Origin of the sequence: Leucobacter shiyiweii, from assembly GCF_052446065.1 — a bacterium.
Lineage (GTDB): Bacteria > Actinomycetota > Actinomycetes > Actinomycetales > Microbacteriaceae > Leucobacter.
On record NZ_CM127080.1, the window covers coordinates 1 to 19,311 of the forward strand.

Consider the following 19,311-nt stretch of genomic DNA (forward strand, 5'->3'; position numbering starts at 1 on the left):
TCCGGAGGCGACCATCGACCACGCACTCGCGGTGGGTGAGGCGTGGCGGGCGCAGCGTCCTGCTGACCGCGCTACCCGGGTGCGTCGGCTCGCGCTGGGCACTGTCGCCGCGCGGGACCGGCTCGTTGTGGCGCTCGCGTGCGAGAGCGGATCCCCAGCACCGGTGATCGATGCTGAGATCAACGGTGCCGTCGACGCCGCGCGCTACCTGGGGCAGCTCGCCGCTGGCCTCGGTGCGGTGCGCGGTGCCGAGTTTCAGCCCGACCGCCTTGCCCTGGTCGTGCTGGAAGCCGGGGTGCCGCTAGACGAGCGAGCAGAGGCGCTGCTGGCCGTGCTTGCCGCCGGATCCACCGTGGTGTGCGTCGCTCACCCGACCGTCGCGCGCTCGACCCAGGTGCTGCTCGACGAGTGGCAGGCCGCCGGGTTGCCAGAGGGGTTGGTGACCCTCGTAACCGCGGGCGGCGAGATCGCAACGCGATACGCCGCAGACACCCGGGTGGATCGCGCCTTCGTGCTGGGCAGTCGCACCACCGCCGAGGCGGTCGTGCGTCGTCGCCCAGACCTGCGGGTTGCCGGCCGGTTCCGCGCACTCGGTTCGAGTCTCGTCGCGCCGAGCACCGATCCGGTCGCGGCTGTGCGCGAGGTGGTGCGGTCAGCTTTTGGTGCCGGTCATGCGAGCCCGAGCCTGGCTCGTGCGCTGGTGCTGCTCGGCTCCGCGGCTCGCTCGAGCCGGCTCCGCCGGTACCTGGCCGATGCTGTGCGTGCGCTGCGCGTGGGAGATACGGGGCGGCCGGGCGACCAGGATCCGCTGATCTTTGATGTGGGGCCGCTGCCCGAGCCGGTGAGCGAAGCTGGGAGGCGTGCCCTCACCGAGCTGCAACCTGGCGAGGAGTGGCTCGTGGAGCCCGAACAGCTGGATGACGAGGGCCGACTGTGGCAGCCCGGCGTGCGCATCGGGGTGCGACGCGACTCATCGTTCTGGGCGGATGCGGTTGGCATGCCGGTGATTGGCGTGATCGCGGCGCGCACCGTCGACGAGGCGATCGCGCTGCAGAGCGAGCTCGGGTGTGGCAGCGTGGCGGCGCTGCATGCTGGCGAGGAGAGCGAGATCGTGCCGTGGCTGGAGCGCGTGCGCGCGGCGACGCTGGTGGTCGGGCGGTCGACGACGAGGGGGCGCATCGAGCGGATGCCTGGGGGAGGTCTCGGGCGCTCGGGCATGGGCGCGCAACCGCTGGCAGGGGGGCCGAACCGACTCGTGACGCTCGGCTCGTGGCGGCTGCGCGAGGGTACCCCCAGTTCGACGCTGCACCTGCGCGGGCTCGATCCCGAGGTGCAGATCCTGATCGAGACGGCGCAGTCGGCGCTCGACTACGAGAGTTTCGACCACGTGCGGCGTGCCGCACTCAGCGATGCGCTCGCTTGGCGCACGACGCTCGGCGGTCTGCACGACGTCATCGGCTTGGGCGTTGAGCGCAACCTGCTGCGGCACTGGCCGGTGGCCACGCACGTGCGCCTCGCGGAGGGCGGTGAACTCGCTGACTTGATTCGGGTGCTCGTCTCGGCCTTCACAGTCGGAGCACCGGTATCTGTGTCGACAGGGGCGGTGCTGCCCGCGGGCATCTCCGAGTTTCTTGCGCGGCAGGGCATCACCGTGTCACTCGAACGAGATGAGGCGTGGCTCGAGCGGATCGCGGTGGCCGGGCCCGCCGGTGACGCCGGGGGCGCGAGCGGTGTCGGCGTGATACTTGATAACGACTCACCGGCGTTGCGCGTGCGCCTCATCGGTGGCGATCGCACCCGCGCGGCCGAGTGGATGGGTGGGCTCGCCCGCGTGACCCTGTGGGCCGACCCGGTGACGATGGCGGGGCCGGTGGAGTTGCTGGCGTTCCTGCGCGAACAGGCCGTGTCGGTGACCGCGCACAGGCACGGGTTGGCGTCTCCGGTCGCGGGCCTCGACGAGTGGATCGAGGACGTGAACGCGCGCGTGCGGTGAGCTGCGGGGCTCACCGCCGGATCCGCTGCGTTCGGGTGGGCTGCGTGCGTGGATCTGCGAGCCTCACAATTGGGTTCGGCGGGCGTGATTTCCGTTCAGGCGCGTGAACCAGTAAAGTGATTCTCTGGTCGTGCAAATGACCGATGGCGGGTTACCCGAGCGGCCAAAGGGGGCTGACTGTAAATCAGCTGGCTATGCCTACGGGGGTTCGAATCCCTCACCCGCCACAGAACACTAACCCCCGACTTCCTGGTAAGCACTAGGAAGTCGGGGGTTTTTCTGTCTTTGCTTTGAACGCAGTGACAACACTTCGCGGATCTCGGCTGCGCACTCTGCTTCGGGAGCGGGGTACTGCGCACTCCGCCGCCGATCTCTAACCGAGAATGTCGCCGAGAAAGTCGAACGGGCTCTTCTTCTTGCGGTACTTGCTGTCGCTCTCGCGGTAGTCGCGGTTGTCGCGGTGCTCGCGCCGGTCGTCGTAACGAGGCTGCTGGTAGCTCGGCTGCGCAGCGGGTGCCGGTTGCGGAGTGGGCTGCGCATAGCTCGGTGCCGGGATCGAAGCGGCCTCGGTCTGTACCCGTTCGAGGATCTTGTCGAGTTCTCCTCGATCGAGCCACACGCCTCGGCACTGCGGGCAATAGTCGATCTCGATTCCGTGGCGCTCGCTCATGAGCAGCGTGGTTCCATCTGTGGGGCAGTTCATGCGCCCCAGCGTAGCTATCGAGAGCTGGAATTTTGTTGGGACAGGCGGAATCGCCTGGCACTCCATCCGTCAATCTCAGGCGTCGCCGCGTTCAAGCTCGTCGAGAAAGTGGTTTCCGCCTTCGCAGACTGCAAGGGTCCGTTCAAGGAGCTCTTCAAGAGTCTCAGACGCGAGCAGGGTGTGAAGCTCGAGAGATTGCACGGGCAGCATGCCCGCAAGCTGCCACACGCTGGCGACAGGATCCTGAGAGACTTCGGTGTCGACCCCCCACTGCAGTTGCCCATAGGTGCTTGCGCGTGAGAGAAGATTCCGCACCTCGAGCTCGAGCTTCAACCTGTGACTATCGAGGCGATCTTCCCATACAAATTCAGGCAGGAATTCAATTTCTGCTTTTGGGTACGGCTCGGGTTCTAGCCATTTCGTGATGAAGTAACGTCGGGTGCCTGTGCCAGTAATGCCCATGAAATCGTCGGTCATTCCGAAGTCATCGATGCGCGCAACGGTCCCAACGGTGAGCACTTCGGGAGCTTCACCGGCTTCGCCATCTTGCCCAAAAAGCGGGATGCCAAAGACCGGCTTTTCGGACGCCATCAGCTCACCCATGAGGTTGAGGTAACGAGGTTCAAAAACGCGTAACTCAACCGGCATGTATGGCATAAGTACTGAACCAACAGGGAACTGGGGAAGCACGAAAGCCATGCAGCACTCCTTCGGGTGAGTTGTCGGTGGTGTGGTACTACCGAGTGGGTAAGCCTCGGCAGAGCATCCCAGTCCGTGCGGCGATTCTCGAATTCGGTGGCGCGTCAGTCTACGAAAAGCGGCACTAAAGCCCCTGAGAACACCTGCCACGCCAGAACGCTCTTTGCGACCAGGCTCAGGGTGATGTACATCCGCTCGCCCCGGAGGTAGTTGCGCCACCCACCCACTTGTCGATACTGCAGCACCTGATTCACGGCAAAGGTGTTGAAGAACACGAACAGGGAAACAATGATGCCAATGACGAACCCAGGGACCTCCGTCGAATTCGTCGAACCTGGCTGCAAGGTGTAGATCACGATGATGATCCAGGGGACCACCCCGGTAATGGAGCCGAAGACGAAGGGCAGAAACTTCTTGTTTCCCGGTGTCTCGTACTTTTCTTGCAGCGCCCCAAACATGATCATCGATGCATTAACCGCGAAGATCGCAACGAGTGCAGCGAAGTCGGACACGCCGGTGAGCTGCGCGATGAGCCAGATCATCACCGATGAGCTCAGCGAGTACTCGGTCCACCGGAAATAGTTGTGCTGCTGCTTTAGCCCTCTGGCATACCGAGGGAAAACCCCCGGAAGTGAGATCAGGTAGTGGAAAAACGCTGAGAGGAGCAGGAATGCCACTACGCCGAGACCCAGGTTAATCTCGAACAGCACGACCCGCTCGGTCGGCAGATCGACCCCGGGCGGGCCGGTCATGTAATCGACGGTCACGGGGAACATGACCTGTGAACTCAGCCGCGAGAGTAGGAAGAGGAATGCAAGACCCTGCAACAAGTGCAGCGTTCCGGCAACCAGGTTGTAGGCACGAAGGCGAGAAATCTGCTCCTCATCGGAACGGATCTTTTGCATCATTACCCACCTCAGGTCAGCGAACGGGTGAACGTGAGTCCCGTTTCCCTAATCTTGCGGCACGCAATGGCCCGGTACAAGTCCGAGACCGCCACCGGTGAAGAAACTTTGAGGCGAATTAGGTGCCCACTGGCCGCCATCGGAGGACAATGGAAGCATGGCTAAGAAACAGACATATTTCAAGGAGCACCCCGAGGCTGTTGCCCCGGCAGTCGCGGTCGCCGTGTGGAGTTTCATCTGGAAGGCCTTCGCGCTCTACCGAGCCGGCTCCAACAGGTCCCCCGGCTGGTTCGCAACGCTGCTCTTGGTGAATACGGTGGGCATTCTCGAAATGCTCTACCTCTTCGTCTTTGGTAAGAAGAAGCGCTAAGACGCCAGCACGCTCAGGTGCAACAGCGCTACGGCGCCAAGACCCACAGCACTGGCAGCAGCGCCATGGCGAGGGTTGCGATCCCGAGAAGGATGCGTGACCACAACGGGCTCTTCCATGTGCCCAGAAGTTTTTTGTCGTTGGCAAGCCACCACACCACCGCCATCAGAATCGGTGCTGCCAACCCGTTCGTTACCGCAGCGATGAACAAGAACGTCATTGGGTTCAGCCCGATGAGGTTGAGCGACAGCCCGATCAGGATCGAAACGAATAGCACGGCGTAGAACGCCCGCGCCTGGCTCGGGCGCTTCTCGAGGCTCTCGCGCCAGCCGAAGGTCTCTGCAATGGCATAGGCGCTTGCCCCGGCGAGAACTGGGACGCTGAGCAGGCCCACGCCTACGATGCCGACCAGGAACAGCACACCCGCGTACTCTCCAGCGATGGGCTGGAGGGCCGCGGCCGCTTGCTCCGCGGTCTGAATATCGGTGATGCCTTGCTTGTGCAGGGTTGCCGACGCCGTGATCATGATGGCGGTCATCACGATGACACCAGTGAGCATTCCGGCGAAGACGTCTCCGCGCATGGCGCGAATGTGCGCGGTCGAGACGCGATAGTTCTTGATGCGGTGGCGTTCCTCGACCTCTTCGGCCGATTGCCAGAAGAACAGGTATGGCGAAATGGTGGTTCCCGCAAGTGCGATGAGCATCGCGATGTCGAGTTTTGCCCAGGTGAATCCGGGGAGCAAGAGATCCCGTGCCACCTCATCCCACTGCACGTCGGCGACGAACAGCACCGCAATATAGGCAAGCAAGGAAATGCAGAGCCATCGCAGCACTTTCGCATATTGGTGATAGGGCACGAACATTTCGGCGACGACAATTATCGCGGCGAAACCGATCACTCCGAGAAGCTGTGGAACGGGCACCAGCAGTTGTAGAGCCGCAGCCATGGAGCCGAGATCCGCCGCAATATTGACGGTATTCGCGATGACCACCAAGGCCAGACAAAGATAGAGCACCGGCCGGGGCAGGCGCTGCTTGATGATGCCGGCGAGTCCGAGCCCGGTCACCAGCGACAGCCGCGCGCACGCCTCCTGTACGGCGAATGCGAGCGGCAAAAGCACGGGAGCGCTCCATAGGAGCCGGTTTCCGGTCGCGGCACCGACCTGCGAGTAGGTGGCGATTCCCGACGGATCATCGTCGGCCGCACCGGTGACAATCCCCGGCCCCAGCCGACGGAAATATCCCTTCCCGCGCAGGTGCTTGCGGGCAGGGTGGTGTGCTCGGCGGTTCGAAACGGGATCAGTCACGGCACCCCTCCCTTGCGCTTAGCCTACGGTTATCTCTCTACAAGCGAGGCAGTATTTGCGACTTTCCGTGTTTGCCGCTCTCAGGCTCTCGAATGGACACTCGTGCAGGGTTCTCGCCTCGCGAAGCCTGCGTGGTGGCCCATTCTGCAGTGCGCTGGATCCCTTTGGGTGGGGTGGATCTCACCGATACGCTGATCGCATGTCTGGGAGCGCGCGAGGGACCCTGCCGCAGCGCAGCGTGCCCATCGTCGTAGTCGCCCCCGACTCGCTCAAAAGCAGCTGCACGGCACCCGATGCTGCGCGGGCGATCGCGAGCGGAGTGCGACGAGCGCTCGGTCAAGGCGTGCAGATACGAGAGCTGCCACTGGCCGACGGAGGTGAGGGCACCCTCGATGTCTTGGTCGCGGCCTGGGGCGGCGAGATTCTCGATGTGGCAACGACCGACGCGCTCGGACGACCCCGCACGGGTCGAGTGGGTCTCAGTAGCGAGAAGCAGGGTGCGCGCCTCGCGGTGATCGAAGCGGCCGATGCCAACGGCTTGCCCGCAGTGGTGGATCAGCCGCTCCGCGCCCTCGACGCCGACACTGCCGGTGTGGGCGCGCTGGTGTGCGCGGCGCTGAGTGCCGGAGCGACGGAGATTCTGATGTGTCTGGGCGGATCCGCCACCAGCGACGGAGGTAGTGGGATGCTGCGCGCGCTCGGTGCGCGATTGCTCGATGCGTCTGGGAACGACGTGGCACCCGGGGCGCGGGGTCTCGCGGAGCTGCACGAGATCGATCTGTCAGAGATAGATACCCGCGCAGGGAAGGGCGGGTGGCGGGTGGCGTGTGACGTCGACCACCCGCTCACCGGTGTGGGCGGCGCTGCGGCTGTGTTCGGACCGCAGAAGGGGGCGAGCCCCGAGCAGGTTGAGCTGATCGACCGCGGCCTTGCCAGGCTCGCGCGGCTGCTCGCGGAGGCCACCGGGGGCGAAGCCAATGAGTTGGCAGCCCTGCCGGGCTTGGGAGCGGCCGGCGGGTTGGCGCTCGGCCCAGTCGCGCTGTTTGGTGCGCAGCTGGTACCCGGATCCGCGCTGGTGAGTGATGCCGTCGGTCTCCGTGACGCACTGGCGGGTGCGGCCATGGTTATTACCGCGGAGGGGCGGCTCGACGCGCAGTCGCTGCAGGGAAAAGTGGTGTCGCGCGTGCTCGCCGAGGCGCGTGACTGCCGAGATGACGCACCGGCCGTCGCTGGCGAGGAGCCAAGCTCGGTGCCCGTGGTGGTGCTGGCAGGGTCGGTCGAGTTGTCGTTCGAGGAATGCCAGAGAGCGGGGATTGCGGCGTGGTCGATCGCGCGAGGCCCAGCGACGCTCGACCAGCTGCAGGCTGACACTCCGGCGCTGCTTGCCGAAGCAGCCGCGCACGCCACTCGGGTGGTGTTGGGCGAAGGCTAGGCTCGCCGGCTAGCGACCTCTCGACCGCTCCACGTCTCGACGGTTCGACTTCTTGGGCTCTGTGTCGCTCGGGTGGGCACCCGCGCAGGGTTCCAGCGGCGCGAAGCCCGCGCGGCAGTCCACCCGAGGCCGGCGCGCGCGCGTGCGCTCCCTCGGGTGGGCACCCGCGCAGGGTTGAGTCGGCGTAAAGCCTGCATGGCAGTCCACCTGAGGCAGGTTCACCCTCGGGTGTCGCTCGAGATCCGTTGATGCATCCCGATCGCGCCGGTTGACTGGAAGCCGAGCGATTCATACACGCTGACAGCTTCTTCGCTCGCGAACAACCCGAGGAAGAGCTCCGCCTTTCCCTGCGGCCGCAGCAACTCCACGAGACGTTCAACGAGCTTGGTGGCAATTCCCTGACCCTCGTAATCAGGGTGCACGATGACATCCTGAATGTACGCGTATTGCCACCCGTCCCCCACGGCCCGGGCCATTCCCACGGCCCCGTCGATCTCGTCGATGAAGACCACGCCCGCGAGTGAGGCCGACAGTGACGCGGTGCGGAGGTGGTCATCGAAATGTGACTGCCACCCGACTGAGGCAGCCAACCGGGCGTGCTCGGTCGGGGTGGCCACGCGATCCACGACTCCGTGGGTCGGTGTCATCGAGTTGGCCGCTGGCCCATGGGGTCGTGGCTCATTTCCGTGCTGAGGCTGGTCGGCATCTGACATTGGCAGGTTCCTTTCGATACTTGTTTCATCGTAAGCGTCCGCTGGGAGCGTAGAGCGAAAGAACGAAAGCTAGGCAAGAATGGTCGCGACACGGCCGACGAGACGGGATCACATGCTGCACCCCTACCTATCGCACGATGCCAGGCTGCGCGTGATCGCGCACCGCGGTCTCGTCACCGCGAAACTCGCCGCGCAGGGCGTCGTCGAGAACACCCGCGCAGCCATGACGGCGGCCGTTGCGGCCGGCGCGCGGTATCTCGAGTCCGACTGTCGGCTCACGAGCGACGGCGAGGTGGTGCTGTTTCACGATGTGGATCTCGCCAGAGTGTGCGGTGACCCCAGGCCCGTGGCGGCCGTCAGCTATCGGGAGCTCACCTCGTTCTTCGCCGATCGTGGAGGTCTCCTCACCCTGCGCGAAGCGCTCGAGATGTTTCCCGAGGTGCACTTCAACATCGACATCAAGTCGAAAGGCGTCGCCGAGGCAGCGGGTCGCATCATCGCCCCGCACGCCGAGCGAGTGCTCGTGGCGAGCTTCGCGGACGGCCACCGGCGGGCGGCGCTGCAGGCGGTACGGTCGGCGAGTGGATCGGGTGTGCGCCCGGCGACGTCCCCCGGGCGCGGGGCCCTGATCCGCACCCTTGCTGCGCTGGCAGCCGGTCAGCGAAAGGCGGCGGCCCGCGCGCTTGACGGCTTCGATGCGCTACAGATCCCCGAGAAGTACGGGCGCGTGCGAGTGCTAACTCCGCGCCTCATCGATCTCGCCGAGAGCCTCGGCGTCGAGGTGCACGTGTGGACGGTGAACGACCCCGCGGAGATGGCGCGCCTCACGGGCATGGGGGTGCGCGGCATCATCACCGATCGGGCCGACCTCGCGTTATTGGAGGCTGCTTCCTAGAGCCATGCGCGCGTGCGTAGCCCCATGCACGCAGGCCTGCCTGCGACAATCGAGACATGAACCCTGAAACGCGACGAAAGCTCGAGCAGATACGCGACACCGCTCCAGGTGCCTATGCGCAGACGGCAGCGGGACTGCTCGACGGCACGCTCACCTGGTTGCAGGGTGAGATTGACCAATTCATTGACGGGTTTGTCAATGACCCGTATCTCACGCGAAACGATTGAAGTTTTTCTCCCTGGCCCCCGCATGAGGTTGGCGATCCTCGTGGTGATGATCCCGAGCGCTGAGAAATCTGCTCGAAACAAAACAAAGTGTAAATTTGCACTTTGGCCTTCTTCTGTTCAATTTGCGGTAGTGTTTGAGCGGCTTGTTGGGGAAATCAACGAATTTCAACGGGGAAAATACATGAAGAAATTGTTATCTGTCATCGCGACCTTGGCGTTGAGCTTGGGTAGCCTGGTCGCGGTGAGTACCGCGGCTGCGGCGCTCCCGGCCACCTACGCAGTCACGTCAACCGCGGCAACGGTCAGCGAAGGCGAATCAACAACGATCGCCACCGACGCGCCTGATGATGCGGTCGTGACCGTGTTTGTCGATGGCGTCTCGACGGAAACCCTTACCGCTGGGGCGCTCGATGGAGCGGTCTATTCCTGGGGCTGGGGAGTGACTGATACCAGCGTGGCTCACACAGTGTCTTTCCGTGTGTATGAGCCGGGCACTGGAGAAGTCACCAGTGAGACAGCGGCGGCCGGGTCCGTCGATGTTGAGTTCCAGGCGAAGGTTCCTGAGGCCTCCAGAGAGGCACCGCTGCAGATGCAGGCACTTGAGGTGCCTGCGAATGAGACAAACTGGAACCGGATGTGCGGGTACTGGCAGTCGGAGAGCAATTCTTCGTATGCTGATTTCACCACCCCAACGGTCGATTTCACCTATGTGTGCCTCACCGATGGCTCGATCTCTGATGCGGAGACCGCGAACAGGAGTGATGCTTACGACGGTTTCGGTCAGGTGGTCACTAGCGACGTAGGATCGGGTACCGATTCCAGATACATCTTCACGGCGGATACCGAACCAGTGGTGACAGACAGCAGCGTTAGTTTTGTCGATGAAGACGTTTGGTCATCGACTGAGGGTGCCTATGTCGACGTCACCGTGGAGCGCCAGTTCTCGAACAACTGGGCCACCTGGGACGTCACTGTAGTTCTCGCTGATAGTTCAATACCTGCTCGGATAGATCTCAGCATTGAGGGAAACCTCGGTTCTGACGGTCGAACTCGCATCACCGAACTGGGCAACAACGGTGTGCTCACCGACGACGGCGACTCCTTCTATGATCCGGCACTCCTGTGGGTGAGTGAGGGCGAATTCGTCGGGTCGAACGGTTCTGACCCTATCCGCTTCAACTACGGCACGGTGTCTTCCGCGTCATTGATCAACGGATTAGTCGACTACGAATACTGCACCGATCGCGCAACCATTGACGCCGCAGTCGTGGAGGTCTTCGCCTCCCTGAACACCACGTATGGAACGGCGCTCGAGACGGTTCAGGGCGAGTGTGGGTTCACGTTTGCCCCAGATTCGTTTGCATACAGCGTGGGTGAAGAAGTCGACGAAACCTTTGGTCTCACCTTCACGGGGTTCGAGTTCGTTGAGGGCTACTACGGGTGGAACGCAGAGAACCTGCCGGAAGGTCTGGACATTGAGGTAGTCGAGGACGACTTGGGAAACCCAGTTGGGGTTCGCCTCTTTGGCACCCCGACCGCGACGTATGGCAGCGCAGTGTCGATCACGTTTAGTGGTTATTCCTTCTCGGAGGTCGACTACTATTCCTCATACGTAGTGGCGACAGAGCAGCTCACCGGCACCGTCGACACCCTCGTGGAACTTGCTCAGGATCTGCAGGCGAACATCGGTGATATTATCGCCGGAACCGGCGTTGAGTACAGTGCAGTGGGTCTTTTGCCCGACAGCAACTGGTCACAGACCGTCCGCTCCACACCGCAGATCCTTGCAAGCGGGGTAGTTGGAAACACTGGGACTATCTCAGGTGTGGGCATGATTCCGAGTGGTCTCGAGGCCGGTTGGCACACGCTCACATTGGAGGGTGTGAACTACCTCAATCAAGAGGTGCAGAATGTGGTCTGGTTCGAGTTGGACTCGAATGGTGTGCTCTTGAGCATTCGGAGCTCCGCTCCGGTCGCGCCAGTTACCCCTGTTGCACCTTCCACACCTGCTGCTACCGGCCTCGCGCAAACCGGAGCATCGGATGCAGGGATGGGTGCCACGACGCTGGGTCTGTTTGCCCTCCTGGGCCTGGGGGCTGCTGTCTTTGCAGCCGGGCGTCTCCGCAGGGTCGCTAAGTAGTTCCAAGCTCAAACAGAACGAAACAGTGCTGAACGCCACCCGCAAGTGAGGGAGCGTTCAGCACTGTTTCGTTCGCGCCGCGTGGCGTGCGAGATTAGTTCAGCTTCTCGGTGTCGCCAGGGATCGCACCATTCGCGTAGAGCGAATCCGCTAGCCGCTTCAGCGAGGTGAGTGCGACATTCTGCGTCATCGGGCCGTAGCTGATGCGCGCGACGCCGAGTGCCTCATACTCGCTTGCGGTGAGCGCGCCGGGTAGCCCGATCACGCTGACCTTGCGCATGCCGATTCCAGTGACGAGCTCGCGGGTGGTGTCGGCGTCTAATACGCCTGGCACAAACACGCAGGTCGCGCCTAGGTCGAGGTACGCGCGCCCGCGGTCGATCGCCGCGGCGACCGATTGCTCGGCGGATCGGCCCTCCGGCCGCACAAAAGCGTCAGTGCGGGCGTTGAGCACGAGTTCTACGCCCTCGTCGGCGGCCCCCGCGAGCACCGCTGAAACTCGCGCCTTCGCCACGTCGAGCGGCTCCATGCGATCCTCGACGTTGAGCCCGACGACCCCGGCCGCGACCACCCGCCGCACGTTTTCGCGCACCTGCGCGAGGTCCTCCGGGTCGCCCCCGAAACCCGCGTCGAGGTCGGCAGAGACGGGCAGGGAAGTCGCCGCGACGATCCGCTCAAGCGCCGCGAGCAGCAGATCGAAGGGGATGTGTTGCCCATCGGGGTAGCCGTGGCTGGCCGCGATGCTATGGCCAGCGGTCGCAATAGCCCGCGTCTGTGGGTTCGCGGCAACGACTTTCGTTGTGATGGCATCCCAAACGTTCACCAGACGGAGAATCTCGGGGGCATCGTGCAGGGCCTTCAGGGTGTGTGCGTGAGTACTCATCTTGCTGACGCTACGCCTGCCTGGCCGCGAAAGACAGGGGGTGACACCGTGCGAGTTCCTTGCTATGACGACACTCCTTGTCAAGGGGGTGCCGCGCAGCGCATGCTGGGGGCAAACTTTCACCAATGGCGCCGACGAGCCACGCTCGGGGGCGTCGTTTCAGCGCACGGCGAAGGAGAGGTGCGGTGATGAACGACATACGACGCTTGATCGGGGTCGAAGAAGAGCTACTCATTGTGGATCCGCACTCCGGGCGAACCTTGCCTCTGGGTGAACGGGTGGTCGCTCACGCCGAGGCTTCGCTAGCCGGTCCAGCGCGGGGTCGGGTCTCGCTGGAAAAGCTGCCCGCACTCGCTGGCATCACGCTAGAACACGAGGCGAAACTCGAACAGATCGAGTCGATCCTGCCCCCGATTGCCTCCCTCGACGAGGTAGGTCGCGCGATCATTTCCGGTCGAAAAATCGCGGATCAGGCCGCCCAGACCCTCGGTGCTCGTGTCGCGGCGCTCGCGACGAGCGTGGTGCCGGGATCCACACACCTCACCGAAAACCCACGGTACGAGATGATCGGCGAGCTTTTCGGCCTCACGATGGAGGAGCAGCTGACGTGCGGCATGCACATTCACGTGACAGTGCGTGACAAGGACGAGGGTGTGGCCGTGCTCGACCGGATACGCCCCTGGCTCCACGTGCTTCTTGCGCTGAGCTGCAACTCTCCCATGTGGGCGGGCATCGACACCGGCTACTCGAGCTACCGCTACCAGGCGTGGATGCGATGGCCCAGCGCCGGTTCGTACGACCGATTCGGATCGGCGCAAGAGTACCGACAGCTGGTGCGTGCCCTCGTCGCGAGTGGGGTGATTCTTGATCCGGGCATGGTGTATTTTGATGCGCGTTTGTCCACGCACCATCCCACCGTCGAGATCCGGGCACCAGACGTGAGCCTGGACCCCGAGCACGCGCTGGGCATCGCGGGCCTCGCCCGGGCCCTGGTCGCCACGGCAGCCGCCGAAGCGCACGCGGGAACCCAGCCCGAGCCGTTCCCCACCTCGCTCATGCGGCTCGCGATGTGGTCAGCGAGTCGGTATGCCCTGAACGAGACCCTCTGGGATCCGAACTCGCGCGGGCCGCGGGAAGCCCGCGTCGTGGTGGATGCCCTGCTGCGTCACGTCGGCACTGCGCTGCGCGACTATGGGGATGAAGAGCGCGTGCGATCGGCGGTGACGGGCATCTTTGAATCCGGCGCGGGCTCCGAAGTGCAGTGTCAGACGTTGCAGCGCACCGGATCGCTTGCCGAGGTGGTGAGAGAGGCGATTCGTCGCACGTACCCGGGGGCTTAGCTCGGCTGAGGACTCGAGAGCTTGAGTGCTTGAGAGCTAGCTCGTGACTGCGATAGGCGTCAACGACCCGCGTAACCGACGGATCGCCTCGCGCAGCGTGGCCTCGTCCTTCACGAACGTGAAGCGCACCCAGTTCGCAAGTTCGCTTGCGGTCGTGGATCCCTCGCGGCAGAACGCCGACACCGGCACGCACGCCACCCCCGCCCCGGCGGGCAGCGCCCGCGCAAAGGCGGCGCCGTCGGGCACCTCCGCCGAGAGGAACGGCGTCGCATCGGCGCATACGAAGTAGGTGCCGCCCGGCTGGCCGACCGCGAAACCGATGTCGGCAAGGGCCGAGCTCAGTAGGTCGCGGCGGTGGGCCAGGGAGTCGCGAAGCTCGCGAATGTCGGCATCGCCATCGGTGAGCGCCCGCGCGATCGCCGGCTGAAACGGGGCCCCGCCCGAGTAGGTGAGGAATTGCTTGATGGTCGCCACCGCGTCGATGAGGGGTGCCGGGCCCGAGATCCACCCGATCTTCCAGCCGGTGAGCGAGAAGGTCTTGCCCGCCGACGAGATGGTGAGGGTGCGCTCGGCCATGCCGGGCAGCGACGCGAGCGGGGTGTGCACCAGGCCGTCAAACGTGAGGTGTTCGTAGACCTCGTCGGTCACGACGACCGCGTCGACCCGCACGGCCGCCGCGCCGATCGCTTCGAGTTCGCCTCGCGAGAGCACCGTGCCCGTCGGGTTGTGCGGAGTGTTCACCAGGATCACCCGGGTGTTCGCGGTGACGGCCGTTTCGAGGGCTGCCGCGTCGAGCCGAAACCCGCCCGCACTCGGCACGAGCGGCACCGTGACGTGCCTCGCCCCGGACATCGCGATCGCGGCCGCGTGCGCATCGTAGAACGGTTCGAGCGTGACGACCTCATCGCCGGGGCCGCACAGCGCGAGCATCGCTGCGGCAATCGCTTCGGTCGCCCCTGCGGTGACGAGCACCTCGGAATCCGGATCCACTGTGATGCCGTAGTGCTGGGCTTGGTGCGCCGCGATCGCCTCGCGCAACGCGGGAATGCCGCGCCCCGGCGGGTACTGATTCGCGCCACTGTGGATCGCGTCGGCTGCTACCTGGCGGATCCACTCGGGGCCGTCGCTGTCTGGAAACCCCTGCCCGAGGTTCGCCGCGTCATGCTGGGTGGCGAGCGCCGTCATCTCGGCGAAAATTGTCGGCCTGGCGTTGCCGTCTGAGGAGGCGAGGCCCGCCGCTTGGGCCACCGATTGCCATCTGAGAGTCACGCCTCACAGTGTAGAGGTGCCGCTGCAGCACTCCCGGTCGGAGCGTCGGCCCCACCTGACCGCCGCGATGAACAGCACGATCGACCCGGCGTACGAAGCCACCATGATCGCGACCTGCAGCACCTCGCTCGTGAAGAGCCCGGGCGAATCCCACAGGGCGTGCATGAGCATCGGACCGAAGAGTGCCGGTGCCAATACCCACCAGCGCCCTCCGAGTCCGCGCTGCCGCCGCGACATGCAGTAGGCGAGCGCGGCCCCCGCGACGGCCGTCCACAAGGCGTGCAGCCCAAACCCGAAGATCGAGCGCAGAAGCCCGACGTAGAGGGTCTGGGCGAGATCTTCCGAGCGGAGCGTGTACATCAGCGTCTCAAGCAGTTCGAATCCCATGCCGACGAAGAATCCGTAGACCACCCCATCCATGACCGTGATGCGTGCGCGAGACGCGAGCGTCAGCACCGCGAGCACGCCCAGTAGGCGAGAAACATCCTCGGTAATCGGAGCGGAAATCACCGTGGAGAAGGTTGACAACCCGAGGGCCGCGAGCCCGTTGCTGAAGAGGGCGCTGAGGAGCATGGCGGATCCCACCGCGACCGTCATGCCCCACACCAGGGCGAAGATCCGCAGCGACGCGGGTTGACGCCGCACGCGGGGGAGGGCCCGCACGACGAGCCACAGGATGAGGCCCTGCACGCCGACCACGAGTGTGGCTGCGATGAGCCCCGTCCCCGAGATGCCTCCAAGAAACAGGGGCAGCAGTGTGATCGCCGCCGACGGGAAGATAAGCGCCAGCGCGAACCAGAACATTGGCTGCCGGGGCTGCCACACCGTGAGGCCGTGCGGGGCGGGGGCCTGCCCGATGCTTGCTGCTGGGGTCGGCGCGCTCATGACGAGACCTCTGCGCTGCGCAACAGATCGAGCACCGACTCGGGTGTGTCGAGAGTCGACTGCCCGGGCTGGAAATTTAGGCTGAGGAGGAGGCAATCGGCGGGCTGATCGGTCGTGCATGCCACGATGCTGCGGGTGACGGAATCTCCCGCGCTCAGGTCGTATTGGATGCTGCTTGCGGTGAGCGCGCCCTCGAGCTCGACGGGAAGCACTGGCACGACTAATGCCCCGACCGGTGAGGTGTCGCGCAGCAGCTCGGGCCCGCCTGCCACCCCGGGGAAGACGCTCGCACGCATCGTGGTCGCCCCGCTCGGGTCTGTCGCCACGAATGCACTGGTATCGGCGGGGTCGGTGACCCGGATCCACCCCTCAGGGGCGATGAATTGCGTGGACACCACCCGGTCGCCGTCGTTCGCCGTCAACGCGACGCGCTCGTAGACACCGATCGTGCCTTCGAGTCGCGTCGGTAGCAGCACCATGAGCGCGATCGGCACGATCGCGAGTGCGGCCGAGACGACGACCATGGCCCACACTGGGGCCCACATGGGCCGGTCGCTGCGGAAGGGCGGTGGGGCTTCCTGGCCCTCGAGCGTGGCCTGGTGCGTATCAGTCATACCTAAAATATTAGACCTAGTCCATGTTTATTGTGTATTCCTTTGAGCAAACACGCCGGGGAGGGTCGCGGAGGTGGGTGTGCCGCGGCGAATGTACGGTGGTGGATCGGCACTGAGCGCAACGGAGCGAAGCTCGAGGCAACTGGGCGCAGCCCGATGCAACCTGGCGTAACGCGGGCGGATTCTCGGCTGCATCGCTGCTAACGTGGCGGGGCACGCCCAGCCAAGGGCTGGGCCAAACGAACTACTGAAGGGGGAGAAGCATGCCCGACGTGATCCAGATCAGCGCAGACGTCGTCGTCGTCGACCTCGAGGGCACGACAAGCGCCGCTGGGTTTATTCTCGGCGACCTCTACGACTACGCCCGGCCACGACTCGAGGCCGTGCTGGGCCGCGACGACGATACCGTGCGCGTGGCGCGTGCCGCTGCGCTCGCCGAAGCGGGACTGCCCGAGACCGCGACCGATGCCGAGGTGGCCGCGGCCCTGCACGCGCTCATGGATGCCGACGTGAAGTCGACCCCACTGAAGACGCTGCAGGGAATCATCTGGGCCGAGGGCTTCGCCGCCGGCGAGATCACGTCCCACTTCTTTGACGACGTGCCAGAGCAACTGCGACGTTGGCACGCGCGGGGGGTGCGGATCGCTGTGTACTCCTCGGGCTCCGTCGCCTCGCAGCAGCCCTGGTTTCGGCACGCACCCCAGGGCGATCTTTCGGGCCTCGTCACCGCCTGGTTCGATACCGTCAATGCGGGCCCGAAGAAGGAGCCCGCCTCCTACGCCGCAATCGCGCAGGCTTTGGGTGTGGATCCGGCCCGCCTCCTCTTCCTCACCGATCATCCCGACGAGGTCTTGGCAGCTGTCGCCGCGGGCTGGCAGGTCGTCGCCCTCGATCGCGCGGGCGAGCCCTGGGCTGGGGCAGAATTCGCAGGCCCCGTGGCCCACGGCTTCGACCAGATCGAGGTGCAGCCATGACCACGCTGCTTGTTGAAGCTACACCCGAGCGAACTCTGCATAGCGACCTCTCGCGACTCCGCGACGCCGGTCGTGCGCTCGCGGCCGAAGCCGCCCGATTTTCGGGCTACGGCTGGATGCGCGGCACGGCGGGCAACCTCTCGGTGGTGCTGGATCGCGATCCACTGCTGCTTGCCGTTACCGCGTCGGGGCTCGAAAAGTCGGAACTGACCGAGCGCGACGTGGTGCTCGTCGATGCCGCGGGTGCCGCGGTCGACCCCGCTGATCCGCGCCCCCCTTCTGCCGAGGCCGGTTTGCACGCGCACATTGCGGCGCGCACCGGCGCCGGGGCGATCTTCCACGTGCACGCCCTTGACCCGGTGATCGCGGGCGAGCGCTGGCCGGAGGGTGTCGAACTGCGCGACCTCGAGATGCTGAAGGGCATCGGGCACCCTGCGCACGATGCGACCGTGCGCATTCCGGTCATCGCGAACCATCAAGACATGGCGGTCGAGGCGGAGCGCTTCGACAAGGTGTACGTACCTGCGACAGCAGGTGCCCCCGAGGTGCCCGTGCTCATCGTCGCCGGCCACGGCATGTATGCCTGGGGTGCCGACGTGCCCGCCGCCCGCCGCCACCTTGAGATCGCCGAGTGGTTGCTGCGCTTTACCGTCGCCACGCGCTGAGGCGAACGACCTGATCCACCAATTGCATCTGTCCCTTCGCGCCGCATTCGTGGCCGGCCTATCAATTTCGAACGTTCACCCCACCACTGAGAGGATTCAGCCATGACACTTCTGACCGTCTGGAACGACACCGACCCCGCCACCCCCGTGCTCGAGACCACCGATGAGGCCGAGATTCGCGCGTCGCTGGGCACCTTGGGTGCGCGCTTCTCGCGCTGGGAGGTGCAAGATGTCGCGGCCGACGCGAGCCTCGACGAGATCCTCGGCGCATACGAGACCGAGATCGAGGCAGTGAAGCAGAGCGAGGGGTACACACTCGTCGACATTGTCGGACTCGCCCCCGGGCAAGAGAACTACGACGAACTCAAGGTCGTCTCGCGCCAGAAGTTTCTCTCGGAGCACCGTCACGACGACGACGAGGATCGGTACTTCGCGCGCGGCGCCGGCGTCTTCTACCTGCACGTTGACGGCAAAGTGCACGCGCTCTACTGCGAGCCGGGCGACCTAGTGTCGGTGCCTGCCAACACGACGCACTGGTTCGATATGGGCACGAACCCCGAGTTCGTGTCGATCCGCTTCTTTCACGACGAAGATGGGTGGATCGGCCACTTCACCGGCAACCCAATCGCCGAGGTCTTCCCGACGTTCGACGACCTGCACGCACGCCGCGCGCAGCTCGCTTAGAGGTAGTTACGTCGGCTCGTGCGGCGGGGCCCAGCGGGTGTCGCCGCGCGCAGCCGTGGGTCTGTTACCTGCTGCTCGTTGACATGAGGAATCGACGAGCGAATACTGAAGTGACGAAGGTGTCCGGCAGTGGGGGCTGCAACTTCACCTCCCATCCCAGTCAGAGCAGATCAGGGAACGGACCAAGCAAATGACCGAACGTGATGCGCCGCAGACCGTTGACGAGTACATTGCCGCGTGCGACATCTTCGCGCAGCCGAAGCTGCGGCAACTGCGCAAAATCATTCGGGATGCAGATCCGTCACTGACCGAACGGATCAGCTGGCGTATGCCGACCTACCGGCTCAACCGCGACGTGATTCACTTTGCAGCGAACCGGCGGCATATCGGTATCTACCCTGGCCCCGAAGCCATTGAGCACTTCGCCGACCGTCTCGGCGACTACCGGACTTCAAAGGGCGCGATTCAGCTGCCGTACGATCACGATCTTGACCAGGGGCTCCTGGCGGACCTTGTGCAGTTCTGCATCGACCAGCAGGCCACCGCGGCACCGAGCGGACCAGGTCCCGTGAAAGGCGAGACCTGATCCACGAGGGAGAGGTTTGCGCAAC

Annotated in this window: 20 protein-coding genes and 1 tRNA gene; 12 read left to right on the plus strand and 9 right to left on the minus strand. The window is 64.7% G+C overall.

The features are described from left to right. Positions 1 to 31 precede the first annotated feature (31 nt). On the plus strand, positions 32 to 1,993 hold the full coding sequence (locus ACTNFJ_RS00005) for an aldehyde dehydrogenase family protein (protein WP_444711780.1): 1,962 nt from the start codon (positions 32 to 34) through the stop codon (positions 1,991 to 1,993). A 145-nt stretch (positions 1,994 to 2,138) separates the two neighbouring features. Further along, positions 2,139 to 2,220 (plus strand) — tRNA-Tyr (locus tag ACTNFJ_RS00010). A 146-nt stretch (positions 2,221 to 2,366) separates the two neighbouring features. On the opposite strand, the gene ACTNFJ_RS00015 is transcribed toward ACTNFJ_RS00010, so the two are convergent. The 3 genes from ACTNFJ_RS00015 to heR form a co-directional block, all read right to left on the minus strand. Beyond that, the gene (locus ACTNFJ_RS00015) at positions 2,367 to 2,696 is read right to left on the minus strand and encodes a TFIIB-type zinc ribbon-containing protein (protein WP_435906834.1); all 330 of its coding nucleotides are present in this window, start codon (positions 2,694 to 2,696) and stop codon (positions 2,367 to 2,369) included. A 75-nt stretch (positions 2,697 to 2,771) separates the two neighbouring features. Continuing rightward, on the minus strand, positions 2,772 to 3,395 hold the full coding sequence (locus ACTNFJ_RS00020; RefSeq protein WP_435906833.1) for an LON peptidase substrate-binding domain-containing protein: 624 nt from the start codon (positions 3,393 to 3,395) through the stop codon (positions 2,772 to 2,774). A gap of 104 nt (positions 3,396 to 3,499) precedes the next feature. Then, positions 3,500 to 4,303 carry a heliorhodopsin HeR gene (gene heR, locus ACTNFJ_RS00025; protein WP_435906832.1) on the minus strand — a complete coding sequence of 268 codons (804 nt, stop codon included), beginning with the start codon at positions 4,301 to 4,303 and terminating at the stop codon, positions 3,500 to 3,502. 154 nt (positions 4,304 to 4,457) lie between these two features. Between heR and ACTNFJ_RS00030 the strand changes: the two genes are divergently transcribed. Continuing rightward, positions 4,458 to 4,670 carry a DUF5652 family protein gene (locus ACTNFJ_RS00030; RefSeq protein ID WP_435906831.1) on the plus strand — a complete coding sequence of 71 codons (213 nt, stop codon included), beginning with the start codon at positions 4,458 to 4,460 and terminating at the stop codon, positions 4,668 to 4,670. Between the two features lie 28 nt (positions 4,671 to 4,698). Here the strand turns inward: ACTNFJ_RS00030 and ACTNFJ_RS00035 are convergent, their stop codons facing one another. Beyond that, positions 4,699 to 5,979 carry an Nramp family divalent metal transporter gene (locus ACTNFJ_RS00035; RefSeq protein ID WP_435906830.1) on the minus strand — a complete coding sequence of 427 codons (1,281 nt, stop codon included), beginning with the start codon at positions 5,977 to 5,979 and terminating at the stop codon, positions 4,699 to 4,701. A 199-nt stretch (positions 5,980 to 6,178) separates the two neighbouring features. Here ACTNFJ_RS00035 and ACTNFJ_RS00040 point away from each other — a divergent pair, with 199 nt between their 5' ends. Next, positions 6,179 to 7,411: a glycerate kinase gene (locus ACTNFJ_RS00040; protein WP_435906829.1), complete on the plus strand. Its 1,233-nt coding sequence runs from the start codon at positions 6,179 to 6,181 to the stop codon at positions 7,409 to 7,411. Positions 7,412 to 7,629: 218 nt separating this feature from the next. Here ACTNFJ_RS00040 and ACTNFJ_RS00045 read toward each other — a convergent pair whose 3' ends face one another. Further along, on the minus strand, positions 7,630 to 8,124 hold the full coding sequence (locus ACTNFJ_RS00045) for a GNAT family N-acetyltransferase (RefSeq protein WP_435906828.1): 495 nt from the start codon (positions 8,122 to 8,124) through the stop codon (positions 7,630 to 7,632). 112 nt (positions 8,125 to 8,236) lie between these two features. Between ACTNFJ_RS00045 and ACTNFJ_RS00050 the strand changes: the two genes are divergently transcribed. The 3 genes from ACTNFJ_RS00050 (at position 8,237) to ACTNFJ_RS00060 (ending at position 11,386) form a co-directional block, all read left to right on the plus strand. Continuing rightward, entirely contained in the window at positions 8,237 to 9,019 is a 783-nt protein-coding gene (locus ACTNFJ_RS00050) for a glycerophosphodiester phosphodiesterase family protein (protein WP_435906827.1), read from the plus strand. 56 nt (positions 9,020 to 9,075) lie between these two features. Further along, entirely contained in the window at positions 9,076 to 9,246 is a 171-nt protein-coding gene (locus ACTNFJ_RS00055) for a hypothetical protein (RefSeq protein ID WP_435906826.1), read from the plus strand. 181 nt (positions 9,247 to 9,427) lie between these two features. Next, positions 9,428 to 11,386, plus strand: a complete 1,959-nt coding sequence (locus tag ACTNFJ_RS00060; RefSeq protein WP_435906825.1) for a hypothetical protein — start codon at positions 9,428 to 9,430, stop codon at positions 11,384 to 11,386. A gap of 94 nt (positions 11,387 to 11,480) precedes the next feature. Here ACTNFJ_RS00060 and ACTNFJ_RS00065 read toward each other — a convergent pair whose 3' ends face one another. Then, positions 11,481 to 12,269: an isocitrate lyase/PEP mutase family protein gene (locus tag ACTNFJ_RS00065; RefSeq protein ID WP_435906824.1), complete on the minus strand. Its 789-nt coding sequence runs from the start codon at positions 12,267 to 12,269 to the stop codon at positions 11,481 to 11,483. Positions 12,270 to 12,457: 188 nt separating this feature from the next. On the opposite strand from ACTNFJ_RS00065, the gene ACTNFJ_RS00070 reads away from it, so the two are divergent. Continuing rightward, positions 12,458 to 13,609 carry a glutamate--cysteine ligase gene (locus ACTNFJ_RS00070; protein WP_435906823.1) on the plus strand — a complete coding sequence of 384 codons (1,152 nt, stop codon included), beginning with the start codon at positions 12,458 to 12,460 and terminating at the stop codon, positions 13,607 to 13,609. 36 nt (positions 13,610 to 13,645) lie between these two features. Here the strand turns inward: ACTNFJ_RS00070 and ACTNFJ_RS00075 are convergent, their stop codons facing one another. The 3 genes from ACTNFJ_RS00075 to ACTNFJ_RS00085 are packed head-to-tail and all read right to left on the minus strand — an operon-like array spanning position 13,646 to position 16,377. After that, entirely contained in the window at positions 13,646 to 14,878 is a 1,233-nt protein-coding gene (locus ACTNFJ_RS00075) for an aminotransferase class I/II-fold pyridoxal phosphate-dependent enzyme (protein ID WP_435906822.1), read from the minus strand. A 3-nt stretch (positions 14,879 to 14,881) separates the two neighbouring features. Beyond that, complete coding sequence (locus tag ACTNFJ_RS00080; RefSeq protein ID WP_435906821.1) at positions 14,882 to 15,763, minus strand: PrsW family intramembrane metalloprotease; 882 nt, start codon at positions 15,761 to 15,763, stop codon at positions 14,882 to 14,884. Next, complete coding sequence (locus ACTNFJ_RS00085) at positions 15,760 to 16,377, minus strand: hypothetical protein (protein WP_435906820.1); 618 nt, start codon at positions 16,375 to 16,377, stop codon at positions 15,760 to 15,762. The genes ACTNFJ_RS00080 and ACTNFJ_RS00085 overlap by 4 nt, the downstream gene beginning before the upstream one ends. A gap of 263 nt (positions 16,378 to 16,640) precedes the next feature. Between ACTNFJ_RS00085 and mtnC the strand changes: the two genes are divergently transcribed. The 4 genes from mtnC to ACTNFJ_RS00105 all read left to right on the plus strand — a co-directional run bounded on the left by mtnC (position 16,641) and on the right by ACTNFJ_RS00105 (position 19,286). Beyond that, on the plus strand, positions 16,641 to 17,351 hold the full coding sequence (gene mtnC, locus ACTNFJ_RS00090; RefSeq protein WP_435906819.1) for an acireductone synthase: 711 nt from the start codon (positions 16,641 to 16,643) through the stop codon (positions 17,349 to 17,351). Beyond that, the gene (gene mtnB, locus ACTNFJ_RS00095) at positions 17,348 to 18,016 is read left to right on the plus strand and encodes a methylthioribulose 1-phosphate dehydratase (RefSeq protein WP_435906818.1); all 669 of its coding nucleotides are present in this window, start codon (positions 17,348 to 17,350) and stop codon (positions 18,014 to 18,016) included. The genes mtnC and mtnB overlap by 4 nt, the downstream gene beginning before the upstream one ends. A gap of 102 nt (positions 18,017 to 18,118) precedes the next feature. Beyond that, on the plus strand, positions 18,119 to 18,700 hold the full coding sequence (locus ACTNFJ_RS00100; protein WP_435906817.1) for a 1,2-dihydroxy-3-keto-5-methylthiopentene dioxygenase: 582 nt from the start codon (positions 18,119 to 18,121) through the stop codon (positions 18,698 to 18,700). Between the two features lie 190 nt (positions 18,701 to 18,890). Beyond that, positions 18,891 to 19,286: an iron chaperone gene (locus tag ACTNFJ_RS00105; protein ID WP_435906816.1), complete on the plus strand. Its 396-nt coding sequence runs from the start codon at positions 18,891 to 18,893 to the stop codon at positions 19,284 to 19,286. Positions 19,287 to 19,311 lie beyond the last annotated feature (25 nt).